Below are 13,464 nucleotides of genomic sequence, written 5' to 3' on the forward strand. Positions count from 1 at the left end.
AAGCTTACCCGCTAGAGCTCCAGGGCCATGTGCTCCAGGCGGAAGTCCTCCGGGGTGCCCTGGACCAAAACGGCCTCGAGGCGCACCGGCAGGTCGTCCCGCCCCAGGAGGAAGCGGGCGCTTTGGAGGAGCCTCCTCACCTTCCCGGGGGTGAGGGCCTCGAGGGGCGTACCGAAGCGGCTGGAGGCCCTCTGCTTCACCTCCACCACCACGTAGACCCCGTCCTTCTCCAGAAAGAGGTCCACCTCGCCGAAAGGGGTACGGCGGTTTTTCCCAAGGAGGCGGTAGCCCTGGCCCAGAAGGTAGCGCAGGGCTGCCGCCTCGGCCCACCGACCCCGGGACATCCGTACCTTCCCCTCCTCCGTAGCATAAGGCGGGTATGCGCCTTGGGGTGGTGGTCTTCCTCCTCCTCCTGGGCCCCTTGCGGCTGGAGGCCTACTACGGCCCCTTCCTCCACCCCCACGCGAAGCATCCCGCCTCCCCGGAAGGCCACTGCTCCCTCTGCCTGCCCCTGACCCTGCCCACGGGGCACCCGCCCCTGGAACGGCCCCGGCGGGCCCCCTCCCGGCCCGCCCGGAACCGGCCCCGCCCGGGAAGGCCAGGCCTTCAGGCCCTCCGGGCCCGCGCCCCGCCCGCTTCCGGGGCGCAGGCAGGCGGCTTCGGCTTCTTAGGCTTCTTAGGCTTCGGAACACTCCTCAAGGAGGTCACACGTGCGGCGCATCTTTTGGATGCTTTTGACCCTGGGCGCCCTGGTTTGGGCGCAAGGCACCCCGTCGGCGCACACCCATGGCCCCTCGGAAGGCCCTCTAAAGGCCCAGGGGCTTTGGGTGCGCTACGTGGGCGGCAACACGGCCGCCCTCTTCGGCACCTTCTTCAACCCTGGTCCCGCCCCCATCCGGATCCTGGGCTTCCGCTCCCCTGTGGCGGCCAAATCCGAGCTTCACCAGACCCGCATGGACCCGAACACAGGGGTGGCCCGGATGGAACCCGTGGAGGGCTACCTCCTTGCACCCGGGGCCAGGCTGGAGCTCCGGCCCGGGGGGTACCACGGCATGCTCATGGGCCTAAAAAGGCCCCTCAAACTGGGGGAAGTGATCCAGGTGGAGGTTCTCCTGGAAGGAGGCAAGGTCCTCCCCCTCCAGGTACCGGTCCGACTGGACCCCCCGAACCCTGATGGGGGCTCCTAGGACGCGATCCCGGTCAGTTTCTTTGTTCTGATCCGCCCCCCGAAGGCACCGTTAGGGGCTTGAGGGGGGCGGCCCCTTTTGGGTCCCCCATGAAGGATGCCCACAGGCTTTTAGTTCCTGCACTCCTAGGCTCCAAAAACCTCACGAGGACTTTCTACCGGAGCCCGCATGGGGTGGTATGGGGAAGTCATGGGGTCCACTCCTGGAAAAGGGCCCCGTCCAGGTAGAGGCGGAAGCGGGCCTCCCCCTGGACCTGGTAAGCGCCCTCCAACCGCAGGCCCTCCCGCCCCTCGCCCTCGTACACCACCTGCTCCCCCCGCTCGTCCAAGAGCACCAGGCGCACCTGATGCCCCGCAGCCTCCGGCGGAAGGTTCAGGGAGAGGTTCACGGTGCGCTCCGGGGGCGGGGGGAAGGCGGGGGGCAGGAGCACCTCCCCCCGCACCGCCACCCTCAGGCGCACCCCACCCCCTGGGGGCACGGGGGTGCCCGGGGCGGGGTCCTGCGCCAGAACCGTGCCTGGAGGGGCCCCGGAGGGCACCTCCTCCACCCGGGCCTGGAGCCCGGCGGCGTTCAGGAGGAAGAGGGCCTCTTCCCGGGAAAGGCCCGTGAACTGGGGCAAGGGCACCGCGGGCCCTCCCCCTTGCCCCAGGGAGAGGAGGAGGCGCACCCCCCCTCCCGGCGGCATGGGGGTGCCCGGCGGCGGGTCGGTGCCCAGGACCACCCCCAAAGCCCCGGGGCCCTCCACCTGGGCCTTGCCCTCCACGCGGAAACCGAGCTCCAGAAGCCTGGCCTCCGCCGCCGCCTCCTCGAGGCCCTGGAGGTTGGGCAGGGGGTTGAGCCGGGCCTGGTTGAGGACGAGGCGGACGGTGCGGCCCTCCCTGAGCCGGGTGCCGGGAGGCGGCTCCTGGGCCAGGACCACCTCCTTGGGCTTGGTAGGGTCGTTCCCCTCGGCCACCTCTAGGTTCAGGCCCGTGTCCTTCAGAAGGAGGAAGGCCTCCCGGGCCGTTTTGCCCACCAGGTCAGGGACGGCGTACTCCGGTGGGTTGAAGTAGCGGTAGAGCCCCTGGGAGAAAAGCCAGAGGCCCAGGAGGGCGAGGAGGAGGCCAGGGGCGACCCCCAGGAGGAAGCCAGGGCGGCCAACCCGGGCCCCAGGAGAGCCCTGGAGGGGCCAGGGGGAGAGGTAGGCCACCCCGTCCTCGGCCATGGCCAGGTGCTCCCCCCCGAAGCCCAGGGGGGCTAGGGCCGCCAGGGCCTCCTTGGGCGGGGGCCTGCGGGCCAGGGGCCTCTCCGGGAAGAAGACGTAGTGGCGCCCGGGCTTGGCGGAGATCTGGGCCTCCACGAGCCCCAGCTCCTGCAGGCGGCGGACCGCGGCCCGGTAGCGGTAGAAGCGCTCCTTCTCCTCCGGGGTCCTCACCTCAAAGAAGAAGACCCACCCCCCCTCCACCCGGTAGAGGGTCACCCCCTCCTGCGCCTTCAGGGTCTCCAGCACCGGGTAGCGGTCATCCAGGAGCATGCGCCGCCGATTATACCCTGTCCCCGGGGGCCCTTATACTCAGGGTGGTATGTGGGATGTCCTCGTGGTGGGCGGGGGCCCTTCGGGGCTTGCCGCCGCCCTCTTCCTGGCCCGGGCGGGCCTGCGGGTCCTGGTCTTGGACGGGGGCCGCTCCCAGGTCCTGCAGGTGAGCCGGGTGCCCAACTACCCAGGACTGTTGGACGAACCCTCCGGGGAAGCCCTTCTGGAGCGCCTACGGGAGCACGCCCGGCGCTACGGGGCGGAGGTCCGCCCCGGGGTGGTGAAGGGGGTGCGGGACATGGGCGGGGTCTTTGAAGTGGAGACGGAAAGGGGGGTGGAGGAGGCGGAAAGGCTCCTCCTCTGCACCCACAAGGACCCCACCCTTCCCTCCCTCCTGGGCCTCGCGCGGCGGGGCACCTTCATAGACACCGATGAGGGGGGGCGCACCAGCTACCCCCGGGTCTACGCCGCCGGGGTGGCCCGAGGGAAGGTGCCGGGCCACGCCATCGTGAGCGCGGGGGACGGGGCCTACGTGGCCGTGCACCTCGTCTCCGACCTTCGGGGCGAGCCCTACAAGGACCACGCCCAGTAGCTTCCCGCCCAAGGTTTGACGGGGGCCCCCATGCGAGTTTGCGCCCGCATGGGTGGCCCTACACGGGCCGCCCCGCCATCATGAAGCTCGCCGTTATCCCCCCGTCTACGGGGAGGACGGCCCCGGTGATGAAGCTGGCCTTGTCCGAGGCCAGGAAGACCACCGCTTCCGCCACCTCCTCCGGCCGTCCCAGGCGCCTTAGGGCGTGGAGGTCTTCCCAGTCCTGGCGGGTCTTTTCGGGGTCCTCGGAAAGCAAAATGGCCTCCAAGACCGCCTCGGTGGCGATGGCCCCCGGGGCCACGGCGTTCACCCGGATCCCCAAGGGGGCGAGGTCCAGGGCCAGGGACCGGGTGAGGTTCACAAGACCCCCCTTGGAGGCGTTATAGGCAGCGTTCTCCTGCTCGGCGAAGAGCCCCTGGACGCTGGCCACGTTCACGATGGCCCCTCCCCCCACCCGCTGCATCCTCCGGGCGGCGAGGGCGGAGAGGTGCATGGGGGCGGTGAGGTTCACCTCCAGCACCCTCCGCCACTCGGGAAGGGGCACGGTGAGGGCGGAGCCGGGGAAGGAGGTGGCGGCGTTGTTCACCAGGACGTCCACCCGTCCCAGGGCCCGGGACGCCTCCTCCACAAACCGCTCCCGGTCCCTTTCCTCGGCCAGGTCCGCCTGGACGAAGAACCCGCCGACGGCCTCCGCCACCTCGAGGCCTTCGGGCCTCACGTCGCAGAGGGCCACCATGGCCCCCTCCCGGGCGAAGGCCAAGGCGATGGCCCGGCCGATGCCCCGGGCCGCCCCGGTCACCAACACCCCCTTGCCCTCCAAAAGCCCCATACCCCTAGCTTACGAGCCCCGGGTCCAGGGCTTGGGGCACCCGCTCCTTGGGCAGGGCCCCCTGGACCACCTCCCTGCCCCCGCCCCTCGCCCCTAGGGCCTTGAGGCGCTCCAGGACGGCCTCCTTCCCCGGGCCCAAAAGGGCGAAGCGGCCCTCCGGGGAGAGGAGGAGGAAGGTCCGATCCCCCCAGCCCAGGAGCCTTTTCGCCAGGTCCCCGAGGACGGCTTCGGGCACCAAAAGGACCCCCGCCTCGAGGGCCTTGGGCAGAAGGGCCTCCACCAGGGCCTCCTTGAGGGCCTGGCTTTCCCCCTTTAGGGCATAAAGCGCCTCCTTCAGCTTCCTTACCGGCTTTTCCACCTCCAAGGGGCTCGTGGAGAAGGCGAGGGCCAGGCGGGAGAGGAGGGCGTGCTTGGCGTGGTAGTCCTCCAGGGCCTCCCACCCCGCGGCGAAGTACACCCGGGTTCCCCCCTTGTACCGCTCCCACCGGAGCACCTTGATGGGCCCGGCCTGGGCGCTGGTCTTAAGGTGCGTCCCCCCGCAGGCCGCCAGGTCAAAGTCCCCGATCCTGACCAGGCGCACCCTCCCCTGCACCCTGGGGGGGCGCCTTAGGGGGTAATGGGCCAGCTCCTCCTCGGAGACGAAGAAGGCCTCCACCGGGTAGTCGGCGTAGACGGCGAAGTTGGCGAGGGCCTCGGCCTTGTGGATCCCTTCCTCCTCCGCCTCCTCCTCGAGGTCCACCGTGCACACCGGCGAGTCCAGGCTCACGGCTACGGTGTGGTAGCCCCCGGCCCGGAGGAGGGCCTGGGAGAGGAGGTGCTGGGCGGTGTGGCGCTGCATGTGGCGGAAGCGCCTCGCCCAGTCAATCTCCCCCTCCACCTCGGCCCCCTCGGGGATAGGAGCGGAAAGCCGGTGAACCACATCCCCGAAGGCCTTCTCCTCCTCGTAGGCCCCGAGGACCCGGACCTCCCCGAAGGGTCCCCGGAGGACGCCCTGGTCTGCGGGCTGGCCCCCAGACTCGGGGTAGAAAAGGGTCTCGGAAAGCACGGCGTAGTGCCCCTTTCCATCGCTCCAGGCCCGCACCACCCGGGCCTGGAAGCGGGTGGCGTAGCTGTCCAGCTGGTAGAGCCTCATGCCCCTTAGGATAAGGAGGATGGCGCCCTTGGACCGGGAGGAGTTCGCCCAGGCGCGCCCTACCCTCGCCTCCGGGGAACGGGACCTGGAAGAGGGGGATTACGACTGGGCGAGCTTCAAGGCGGAGTACGCCCTCAAAGCCCTCCTCCGCGGTCTGGGAAGGTCCGCCTTCGGCCACGCCCTCTTACGCCTCATCCAGGCCCTCCGGGAAGAGGAAGTGGAGGAGGCGGCCAAGGGGCTGGACCTGCGCTGCATCCCCTACCCGGAAGGAAGCCCCCACGAATACTGCACAGAAGAGCGAGCCCAGGAAGCTCTGGAGGCAGCCAGGGTGTCCCTCGCCTGGGTAGAGGAGGCGTGGCGTGGCCTCGAGGGGAGGCTGGAGGCCTGGGCGTACGCCAGGCGGGTGCGGGAAGTCTTGGGGGAGGCCCAGGTCTTCCTCTATGGCTCTGTGGCCCGGGGGGACTTATGAAAGGGGAAAGGCTGGACAGGCTCCTCGCCCGCCTGGGCCTGGGAAGCCGCAAGGAGGTGGCGAGGCTGGTGCGCGCGGGGCGGGTCCTGGTGACGGGGGAGGCCGTGCGGGACCCGGGCTTCCACGTGCCGGAGGAGGCCGAGGTCCGGTTGGACGGAAAGCCTCTCCTCCTCCGCCGCCACCACCACGTCCTCCTGCATAAGCCTGGCGGGTACGTGACGAGCCGCGCGGAGGGCCCATCCGTTTACGCCCTCCTCCAAGGCTTCCCCACGCGGGACCTTTCCCCGGTGGGCCGCCTGGACAAGGACGCGGAGGGCCTCCTCCTCTTCACCACGGATGGGGAACTCCTCCACCGCCTCACCCACCCCCGGCACAAGGTGAAGAAGCGTTACCTGGTGCATCTGGAAAAGCCCGTGAACCCGGAGGACCAAAGGGCCTTCCGGGAAGGCATCCTCCTGGAGGGCAGAAAAACCCTTCCCGCCGAGCTCATCCCCCTCAAGGACCCCACCTGGGCCGAGGTAGTCCTCCTGGAGGGACGCTTCCACCAGGTGAAGCGGATGTTCCTCGCTCGGGGAAACCGGGTGGTTTACCTCAAGCGCCTGGCCCTGGGCCCTCTCGCCCTGGGGGACCTGCCCAGGGGCGAGGCCCGGCCCCTGACCCCCGGGGAGGAGGCGGCCCTCTACCAGGCGGTAGGCCTCTCGCCGGAGTCGGCCTCGAGGGGGCTAACTTGAGGCCTTGGCTCCATCCTGCTCCCGGGAGACGTGGTACCCTCAGGACCGGTGAGGCTCCTTTGGGTCCTGGTCCTCCTCGGCGCCCTGGCCTGGGGTGCTCCCGAGCCCTTGGAAGCCCTTTTGGTGCTTCAGGAAGAGGCCATAGAGGAGGGCAAGCTCCTCACCTACACGGGGGTGCAGCGCTACCCCGTGGCCTCCGAGGGGGAGCTTAAGGCCCTCCTGAAGCGGCTTACCCGGGACCCCCGTCCACCCCGCTTCGTCTTGGAGGGAGGAAGGTGGAGGGGAGTGGAGAGGAAGGGCCTGGCCTTTGAGGAGAAGGAGGCCCTGGCCGCCTACCGCGAGGCCCTGGCCGCGGGAAGGCGGAGCTTCCGCCTTCCCGCCCGCTACCTCCCGCCCACCCCGAGCCTCGAGGACCTCTACGCCCTGGGGGTGCGGGCGCACCTGGCTACGGGGGAAACTGACTTCCGGGGCTCCAGCCGGGAGCGCGTCCACAACCTCCTCCTGGCCTCCAAGAGGCTGGACGGCCTCCTCATCCCTCCCGGCCTCTTCTCCTTCAACCAGGCCCTGGGCCCCGTGACCGAGGAAGAGGGCTACGCGGAGGCCTTCGTCATCCTGGGGGACCAGACGGAGAAGGGCGTGGGAGGCGGGGTCTGCCAGGTATCCACCACCCTTTTTCGGGCCTTTTTCCTCGCCGGCCTCCCCATCATGGAGCGCCACCCCCACAGCTACCAGGTGGCCTATTACAAGCCTCCCGGGCTGGACGCCGCCGTCTTCCAGCCCTACAAGGACCTCAAGGTCCTAAACGATACCCCAGGGCACCTTCTCATCCAGCGCTCCGTGGTGGGTACCAGGCTCCGCTTCCACCTCTTCGGCACCAAGGACCGGGAGGTGCACTGGGAAGGGCCTTTCGTGTCGGAGCGCACCCCTCCGCTACCGCCCAGGGAGATCCAGGACCCCAGCCTGCCCCCAGGCGCCCGAAGGCAGGTGGACTTCGCCGCCGAGGGAGCCCGGGTGGAGGTGCGGCGCCTGGTGCGGTACGCGGACGGCAAGGTGCGCCAAGACCGGGTGATCAGCCGCTACCGCCCCTGGGGGGCGGTCTACCGGGTGGGGCCTAGACCGGAAGCTCCAGGAGCACCGCCCCGGCCACCGGCAGGAGGCGGTGCGGCTCCCGCACCACCGCCCCCTCCCCCCGCCTCAGGTGGAGGTAGCGCCCTTCCGGCAGGTCAATGACCAGCTCGCCCTCGAGGAGAAGGTAGAAAGCCCCTTCCCGAGGTCCTTCTGGAGCCGTGAGGGCGTAGGCCCGCAAGGGTACCCCCGGCACCTCCACCACCCCTTCCCGGGCCAAGCGTAGGAGGTGGAGCTTGTAGCTTTCCATCAGGCCTTGACCCCCTCCTTTCTTGCCCGGCCCTTCCGCATGCGGAGCTTGAAGAGGGCCCGCTTGGCGAGCCTAGCCTCTTTCTCCCCGAGCCCCTCGCCCCGGGCCAAGGCCTCCACCGCCTCCCGCTCTTCCCTGGGGAGCTCGGGGAGGTAGGGCCTGAGCTCGGCCCAATCCCCGGGGGGCTTGGGAGTCCCTTGGGCCTTCCCCTTGGCGGGGGTTGCGGGGCGCACCTTGGCGAGCCGGGGATCGTGGTCGGGACAGGCCGGGTTGAGGCAGGCGCCCTCGCCCTTCTTCACCAGGGGCCAGCCGCAGGTGGGGCAGGGCTTGTCCAGAAGGGGATAGAAGGAGAGGAAGTCGCAGGTGCGCTCCTCGCACTTGTAGTAGGGCCTGCCCCGCCTGTCCCGCTTTTCCAGGATGCGCCCCCCGCACTTGGGGCAGGTGCGGTCCGTGGGGCGGCCGTCATCCCGGGTGTAGTCGCACCCAGGGTAGCCCGAACAGGCGATAAAGCTTCCGTATCGGCCCTCCTTGCGGAGGAGCGGTTTTCCGCACTTGGGGCAGTCCTCCCCGATGGGCTCCGCCTCCCGTCTTTCCAGGGGCTCGGTGTAGGTGCACTCGGGGTAGCCCGTGCAACCCAAAAACTGCCCGTAGCGGCTCACCTTGAGCTCCAGAGGACGGCCGCATCTGGGACAGGCCTTCTTGGGCACCTGGGCGAGTTCGGCCAGGAAGGGCTCGTAGAACTCCAGGACCACCTGGGGCCAGGGGGCCCGGCCCTCTTCCACCTGGTCCAGGCGGTCTTCCATCCGGGCGGTGAACTCGTAGGCCACCACCTGGGGAAACCGCTCCTTGAGGTAGCGGGTCACCTCCCGGCCCAAGGGGGTGGGAAGGAGGGTGCGCCCCCGCCGTTCCACATAGCCCCGCTTCTCCAGGGTCTCGAGGGTGGGGGCGTAGGTGGAGGGGCGCCCGATCCCGAGCTCCTCCATGGCCTTCACCAAGGAGGCGTCGGTGTAGCGGGGTGGAGGCTCGGTAAAGTGCTGCTCGGGGATAGCCCGAAGGAGCTTTGCCGGAGCCCCTTCGGGCACGGCGGGCACCGGGGGTTCCTCGCCCTCCTCTTCCCGTCCCCAGGCCTTGAGGTAGCCCTCAAAGCGGAGCACCGAGCCCGAGGCGCGGAAGAGGTAGCGCTGCCCGCCGCTTTCCAGGAAGACCGAGGTCTGCTCGTAGAGGGCGTCCCGCATCTGGCTCGCCAGGAAGCGGCGCCAGATGAGGTCATAGAGGCGGTACTCCTCCTCGGTGAGGTGCCTCCTCAGGCTCTCCGGGGTGCGCCTGGGGTCGGTGGGGCGGATGGCCTCGTGGGCGTCCTGCACCCCCTCCTTGCGGTTCCTGTAGGCCCGTGGGGCTTCCGGAAGGTACTCCACCCCGAAGGCCTCCCGGATCACCTCCCTGGCGGCCTGCAGGGCCTCGGGGGAAACCCTGACCGAGTCGGTGCGCATGTAGGTGATGAGGCCCACGGTGCCCTCCGGCAGGTCCACTCCCTCGTAAAGGCGCTGGGCGATGCGCATGGTGCGGCTCGCCGTGTAGCCCAGGCGGCTGCTGGCCGCCTGCTGCAGGGTGGAGGTGGTAAAGGGGGGCGGCGGCGCCTTGCGGCGCTCCCGGGTCTCCACCTGGGCCACGCGGTAGGGCATCTCCCCCACGGCCTTCGCCAGGGCCTGGGCCTCGGCCTCGGTCCTTACGTGAAGCTTGCCTTCCTTTTCCCCTTGGCCCGTCCAGAGGCGCTTCCCGTCCACCTCCAGGAGGAGGGCGGGGAGGGTCTTCCCCTCCACGGAAAACTCCCCGGTCAGAGTCCAGTACTCCTCCTTCCGGAAGGCCTCAATCTCCTCCTCCCGCTCCACCACGAGCCGTAGGGCCACGCTCTGCACCCGGCCTGCGGAAAGGGCCCGCTTGCGGAACTCCACGGAGAGGAGGGGGGAAAGGTTGTACCCCACGAGCCGGTCCAAGACCCGCCGGGCCTGCTGAGCGTCCACCAGGTTCTGGTCTATGGGCCTGGGAGCCTCCACCGCCTGGCGCACCACCTTGGGGGTGATCTCGTGAAACTCCACCCGGATGGGTTCCTTCGGGTCCCGGCCCAAAAGCCTTGCCACGTGCCAGCCGATGGCCTCCCCCTCCCGGTCGGGGTCGGTGGCGATGAGGAGCCGCTTGCCACGGGCGGCCCGCTTGAGCTCTTCCACCACGGCCTTTTTCTCGCGGATGACCTCGTAGGTGGGGGTGAAGCCCCGCTCCACGTCCACCCCGAGGGTCCGCTCCGGCAGGTCGGCCACGTGTCCCTTGCTGGCCCGGACCTCGTAGGAAGGCCCCAGCATCTTCTGAATGCTCCTGGCCTTGGCCGGGGATTCCACCACCACCAAGGTGGCGGGGTCATCGCCTTGGCGCTTTTTCGTACCGGGCATCGCCCCCTATTTAGGGGGGTGGGAGCGGCCTTGTCAAGCCTGGCCACCCCACCCCGGTCTTTGGCCCCATCGCCAGGTCCTCGCTCCTCCCTTTCCCTTCTCATGGGGTCTTCCTCTAGGCTCTTTCCGTGGAGGTCTTCGCCGATTGGCTCTTCGTGGTCCTGTGGGCGCTCGGGGTGGCCCTTACCTTCGTCCCCCTGGTGCCCGCCACCCTGGTCATCCTGCTTGGCGCCTTCCTGCACGAGCTTCTCCTAGGCTTCCGGGAGCTTTCCCTCGGGAGCTGGCTCCTCCTTGGGGCCTTGGCCCTTCTTGCCCTCCTCTTGGACAACCTGGCCGCCCTGGTGGGGGCCAGGCGCTACGGGGCAAGCCGGGCAGGGCTCTGGGGGGCCTTCCTCGGAGGGATCTTGGGCCTTTCCCTGGGGGTGGTGGGGGTACTGCTCCTCCCCTTCCTCCTGGCATGGCTCTTTGAATACCTCTCGGGAAGGAGGGCAGAGGAGGCCCTGAGGGCCGCCTGGGGAACCCTGGTGGGCCTTCTGGGAGGGGTGGTGGCCAAGGTACTGGTCCACCTGGCCATGGGGCTCGTGGTGGTGCGGGCCATCTTCTAGGGGCTGGTATGCTCTTGACCATGGAGCGGGTCCTGGCCCCCCGCGGGGCGTCCGGAGGTGAGGCATGAACCCCACCATGATCCAGATCGGTCCCCTGCGCATCCAGTGGTACGGCTTTCTCCTCACCCTCGCCATCTTCCTCGGCTTTGAGCTGGCCAAAAGGCGCCTCAAGGCCTGGGGGCTGGACACGGAAAGGTTTGAGACCGTGGCTTTCTGGGCGGTGGTCTTCGGGGTGGTCGGGGCAAGGCTCGGCTACGTCCTCACCTCTCCCGGCTACTTCCTGCAAAATCCCGTAGAAGTGCTCTATATATGGCACGGGGGTCTGTCCTTCCACGGAGCTGTCCTGGGCGGCGCCCTCACCTTTTACTACTTCCACAGGAAACGGGGCTACCCCCTATGGCCCTACCTGGACGCCGCCACCCCGGGGGTGGCCCTCGGCATCATCGCCGGGAGGATCGGCAACCTCATGAACGGCTCGGATACCGCAGGCCGCCTGACCTCCTTGCCCATCGGCTTCACCTGGCCGGAGTGGGCCCGGGGCTTTCCCGGCGTCTGCCCGGGCATTGACGACATCTCCCAGGTCTACCGCTGCACCGAGCTCCTGCGGGGGCCGGTGCACCTTAGCCAGGTCTACGGGGCCCTGGTGGGGCTCCTCCTCCTCCCCCTCTCCCTCTACTGGCTCAAGCGAAGGCCCTTCTACGGCTACGCCTTCTGGCAGTTTCTCCTCTGGTATAGTGTGCTCCGCTCGGTCCTGGAGGAGCCCTTCCGCCTGAACCCCCTTTGGCTTCCGGTGTACCATAACCCCGAGCTCGGCATCGGCCTCTTCACCGCCACCCAGGTGGTGAGCCTGCCTTTGGTGCTGCTATCCCTCTACATGCTTCGGCGCCTGGGCCGGGAAGGGGGGTAAGATACCCTCATGGTGCTTCCTCCCCGCAAGGACTCCCTGAAGTGGGGCACCTATTCCGAGGACGTGTTGCCCCTTTGGGTGGCGGACATGGACTTCCCCGTGGCCGAGCCCATCCAAAGGGCCATCAAGGAGCGGGCGGAAGGGTTTTTGGGCTACCCGCCCCGGGAGGGGGATCGGGAGCTCAAGGCCCTCCTGCTGGAGAGGACCGGCCTCGAGGGGGAGGTGGCCTTCCTGCCCGGGGTCGTGGTGGGGCTTTACGCGGCCGTGGCCGCCTTCACCGCCCCGGGGCAGGGGGTGCTGACCCAGGTGCCCATCTATCCCCCCTTCCTCGCTGCCATCCGCGAGCAGAAGCGGACCGTTTTGGCCAACCCCTTGAAGGAAACGGAAACCGGCTACCGCTTGGACCTTTCCGGTCTGGAGCGGCTCGCCTTCGCCACCCGGCTCCTCCTCTTCTGCCACCCCCAGAACCCCACGGGCCGGGTCTTCACCGAGGAGGAGCTTCTGGCCCTCGCCCAGATCGCGCGCAAACACGACCTCATCGTGGTCTCCGACGAGCTCCACGCCCCCCTGACCTACGAGCGGCCCCACCTGCCCCTGGCCCGCTTCCTCCCCGAGCGCACCCTCACCCTCCTGGGCCCGGGCAAGGCCTACAACCTCGCGGGCCTGCCCCTGGGAGCGGCCGTGGGGCCCGCTCCCCTCCTGGAAGCCCTCAAGCGCCATCTCCCCCACACCTTCCCCAACGTTCTGGCCCTGGCCGCCTGGAAGGCCGCCCTCCAGGAGGGGGAGGCCTGGCTAAAGGGGGTGCGCGCCCAGCTCAAGGCCAACCGGGACCGGGTGGCGGCCTGGGCCCGGGAGGTGGGCCTCACCCACTTCCCCCCGGAGGGCACCTACCTGGCCTGGCTCAAGACCCCCTTCCCCCAGGCGGCAGCCCGCCTGCTCCGGGAGGCCCGGGTGGCCCTGAACCCTGGGGAAAGCTTTGGGGAAGGGTATGACCGGTATGTGCGCCTTAACTTCGCCACCTACCCCGAGGTGCTGGAAGAAGCGCTCAGGAGGCTCACAAAGGCCCTCAAAGGGGCCTGAGTGGACGTGAACCCCCCGGGGGCTCCCGGGGGGTTGCGCTTCCCGCCTTACCGGACCACCTCAATGGGGATCCGCTTGGCCCGGGCCTCGGCCACCTTGGGCATGGTGAGCCGGAGGATCCCGTGGCGGAACTCGGCCTTGGCCTCCTCCGCCTTCACCTCCACCGGCAGGGAGAAGGTGCGCACGAAGGAGCCGTGGGGGATCTCCTGGAGGTAGTAGCGGCGCACCTGGGCCTCCTCCACCGGCTTCACCTGGCCCCGGACCGTGAGCTTGTTGCCCTCGAGGCTCACCTCCAGGTCCTCCGGAGCCAGGCCAGGCACGGCCATCTCCAGGATCAGGGCCTCATCGGTCTCGTAGAGATCGGCCGGGGCCACGAAGGTGGGGGTAAGGGGCCGGCCGAAGTCGCCCAGGACCTCCTCAAAGAGCCGGTTGGCCTCCTCCAGGAGGGAGAGCGGACCCCAGGTCCGGAAGGGCGTGATCTCCGTAGGCCGCGCATCCCTACGCACCAGGGCCATACCAATCACCTCCATCCGCACTTATATCATATGCGCCCATATCTGTCAAGTACCCTTAGGTCATGCAGCTTACCCCTGAGTCGCC

The 13,464-nt window shown here is 69.2% G+C and carries 15 protein-coding genes; 8 read left to right on the forward strand and 7 right to left on the reverse strand.

The features are described from left to right. Positions 1-11: 11 nt before the first annotated feature. Positions 12-344 (reverse strand): YraN family protein, encoded by a 333-nt coding sequence (locus tag H531_RS0105530; protein WP_022798367.1) that lies wholly within the window; start codon positions 342-344, stop codon positions 12-14. Positions 345-710: 366 nt separating this feature from the next. Here H531_RS0105530 and H531_RS12845 point away from each other — a divergent pair, with 366 nt between their 5' ends. Next, the gene (locus H531_RS12845; protein WP_022798368.1) at positions 711-1,187 is read left to right on the forward strand and encodes a copper chaperone PCu(A)C; all 477 of its coding nucleotides are present in this window, start codon (positions 711-713) and stop codon (positions 1,185-1,187) included. Positions 1,188-1,374: 187 nt separating this feature from the next. On the opposite strand, the gene H531_RS0105540 is transcribed toward H531_RS12845, so the two are convergent. Beyond that, positions 1,375-2,700 (reverse strand): PASTA domain-containing protein, encoded by a 1,326-nt coding sequence (locus tag H531_RS0105540; RefSeq protein WP_022798369.1) that lies wholly within the window; start codon positions 2,698-2,700, stop codon positions 1,375-1,377. 49 nt (positions 2,701-2,749) lie between these two features. Here H531_RS0105540 and H531_RS0105545 point away from each other — a divergent pair, with 49 nt between their 5' ends. Continuing rightward, a complete protein-coding gene (locus tag H531_RS0105545; protein ID WP_022798370.1) occupies positions 2,750-3,292 on the forward strand; it encodes an FAD-dependent oxidoreductase in 543 nt (180 codons plus the stop codon). A gap of 58 nt (positions 3,293-3,350) precedes the next feature. Here H531_RS0105545 and H531_RS0105550 read toward each other — a convergent pair whose 3' ends face one another. Next, entirely contained in the window at positions 3,351-4,121 is a 771-nt protein-coding gene (locus H531_RS0105550; protein WP_022798371.1) for an SDR family NAD(P)-dependent oxidoreductase, read from the reverse strand. A gap of 4 nt (positions 4,122-4,125) precedes the next feature. Further along, entirely contained in the window at positions 4,126-5,253 is a 1,128-nt protein-coding gene (locus tag H531_RS0105555; protein WP_022798372.1) for a serine-tRNA(Ala) deacylase AlaX, read from the reverse strand. A gap of 19 nt (positions 5,254-5,272) precedes the next feature. On the opposite strand from H531_RS0105555, the gene H531_RS12850 reads away from it, so the two are divergent. The 3 genes from H531_RS12850 to H531_RS12855 are packed head-to-tail and all read left to right on the forward strand — an operon-like array spanning position 5,273 to position 7,683. Next, positions 5,273-5,722, forward strand: coding sequence for a HEPN domain-containing protein (locus H531_RS12850; protein WP_245540665.1), 450 nt, complete (start codon positions 5,273-5,275; stop codon positions 5,720-5,722). Further along, positions 5,719-6,453, forward strand: coding sequence for a pseudouridine synthase (locus H531_RS0105565; protein WP_022798374.1), 735 nt, complete (start codon positions 5,719-5,721; stop codon positions 6,451-6,453). The genes H531_RS12850 and H531_RS0105565 overlap by 4 nt, the downstream gene beginning before the upstream one ends. Positions 6,454-6,501: 48 nt before the next feature. Beyond that, entirely contained in the window at positions 6,502-7,683 is a 1,182-nt protein-coding gene (locus H531_RS12855) for a VanW family protein (protein WP_022798375.1), read from the forward strand. On the opposite strand, the gene H531_RS13870 is transcribed toward H531_RS12855, so the two are convergent. Both H531_RS13870 and topA read right to left on the reverse strand, forming a co-directional pair. Next, positions 7,565-7,828 carry a hypothetical protein gene (locus H531_RS13870; protein WP_022798376.1) on the reverse strand — a complete coding sequence of 88 codons (264 nt, stop codon included), beginning with the start codon at positions 7,826-7,828 and terminating at the stop codon, positions 7,565-7,567. The two genes, H531_RS12855 and H531_RS13870, sit on opposite strands and share 119 nt — an antisense overlap. After that, the gene (topA, locus tag H531_RS0105580) at positions 7,828-10,272 is read right to left on the reverse strand and encodes a type I DNA topoisomerase (RefSeq protein ID WP_022798377.1); all 2,445 of its coding nucleotides are present in this window, start codon (positions 10,270-10,272) and stop codon (positions 7,828-7,830) included. Before topA ends, H531_RS13870 begins: the two co-directional genes overlap by 1 nt. Before the next feature lie 128 nt (positions 10,273-10,400). Between topA and H531_RS0105585 the strand changes: the two genes are divergently transcribed. The 3 genes from H531_RS0105585 to H531_RS0105595 all read left to right on the forward strand — a co-directional run bounded on the left by H531_RS0105585 (position 10,401) and on the right by H531_RS0105595 (position 12,864). Further along, the gene (locus H531_RS0105585) at positions 10,401-10,877 is read left to right on the forward strand and encodes a DUF456 family protein (RefSeq protein WP_022798378.1); all 477 of its coding nucleotides are present in this window, start codon (positions 10,401-10,403) and stop codon (positions 10,875-10,877) included. 76 nt (positions 10,878-10,953) lie between these two features. Beyond that, the gene (lgt, locus tag H531_RS0105590; RefSeq protein WP_022798379.1) at positions 10,954-11,784 is read left to right on the forward strand and encodes a prolipoprotein diacylglyceryl transferase; all 831 of its coding nucleotides are present in this window, start codon (positions 10,954-10,956) and stop codon (positions 11,782-11,784) included. Positions 11,785-11,793: 9 nt separating this feature from the next. Continuing rightward, on the forward strand, positions 11,794-12,864 hold the full coding sequence (locus H531_RS0105595; protein ID WP_022798380.1) for a cystathionine beta-lyase: 1,071 nt from the start codon (positions 11,794-11,796) through the stop codon (positions 12,862-12,864). Between the two features lie 47 nt (positions 12,865-12,911). On the opposite strand, the gene H531_RS0105600 is transcribed toward H531_RS0105595, so the two are convergent. After that, positions 12,912-13,379 (reverse strand): Hsp20/alpha crystallin family protein, encoded by a 468-nt coding sequence (locus tag H531_RS0105600; RefSeq protein ID WP_028490669.1) that lies wholly within the window; start codon positions 13,377-13,379, stop codon positions 12,912-12,914. Positions 13,380-13,464 lie beyond the last annotated feature (85 nt).

It is taken from the genome of Thermus islandicus DSM 21543, assembly GCF_000421625.1.
Taxonomy (GTDB): Bacteria; Deinococcota; Deinococci; order Deinococcales; family Thermaceae; genus Thermus; species Thermus islandicus.

What these genes read in the sequence shown, in the direction of transcription:
- topA (WP_022798377.1), bottom strand. Translation starts at nt 10,272, where the DNA reads ATGCCCGGTACGAAAAAGCGCCAAGGCGATGACCCCGCCACCTTGGTG.
- lgt (WP_022798379.1), top strand. Translation starts at nt 10,954, where the DNA reads ATGATCCAGATCGGTCCCCTGCGCATCCAGTGGTACGGCTTTCTCCTC.
- H531_RS0105565 (WP_022798374.1), top strand. Translation starts at nt 5,719, where the DNA reads ATGAAAGGGGAAAGGCTGGACAGGCTCCTCGCCCGCCTGGGCCTGGGA.
- H531_RS0105550 (WP_022798371.1), bottom strand. Translation starts at nt 4,121, where the DNA reads ATGGGGCTTTTGGAGGGCAAGGGGGTGTTGGTGACCGGGGCGGCCCGG.
- H531_RS0105540 (WP_022798369.1), bottom strand. Translation starts at nt 2,700, where the DNA reads ATGCTCCTGGATGACCGCTACCCGGTGCTGGAGACCCTGAAGGCGCAG.
- H531_RS0105545 (WP_022798370.1), top strand. Translation starts at nt 2,750, where the DNA reads ATGTGGGATGTCCTCGTGGTGGGCGGGGGCCCTTCGGGGCTTGCCGCC.
- H531_RS0105555 (WP_022798372.1), bottom strand. Translation starts at nt 5,253, where the DNA reads ATGAGGCTCTACCAGCTGGACAGCTACGCCACCCGCTTCCAGGCCCGG.
- H531_RS0105530 (WP_022798367.1), bottom strand. Translation starts at nt 344, where the DNA reads ATGTCCCGGGGTCGGTGGGCCGAGGCGGCAGCCCTGCGCTACCTTCTG.
- H531_RS0105595 (WP_022798380.1), top strand. Translation starts at nt 11,794, where the DNA reads ATGGTGCTTCCTCCCCGCAAGGACTCCCTGAAGTGGGGCACCTATTCC.
- H531_RS0105600 (WP_028490669.1), bottom strand. Translation starts at nt 13,379, where the DNA reads ATGGCCCTGGTGCGTAGGGATGCGCGGCCTACGGAGATCACGCCCTTC.
- H531_RS13870 (WP_022798376.1), bottom strand. Translation starts at nt 7,828, where the DNA reads ATGGAAAGCTACAAGCTCCACCTCCTACGCTTGGCCCGGGAAGGGGTG.
- H531_RS12850 (WP_245540665.1), top strand. Translation starts at nt 5,273, where the DNA reads ATGGCGCCCTTGGACCGGGAGGAGTTCGCCCAGGCGCGCCCTACCCTC.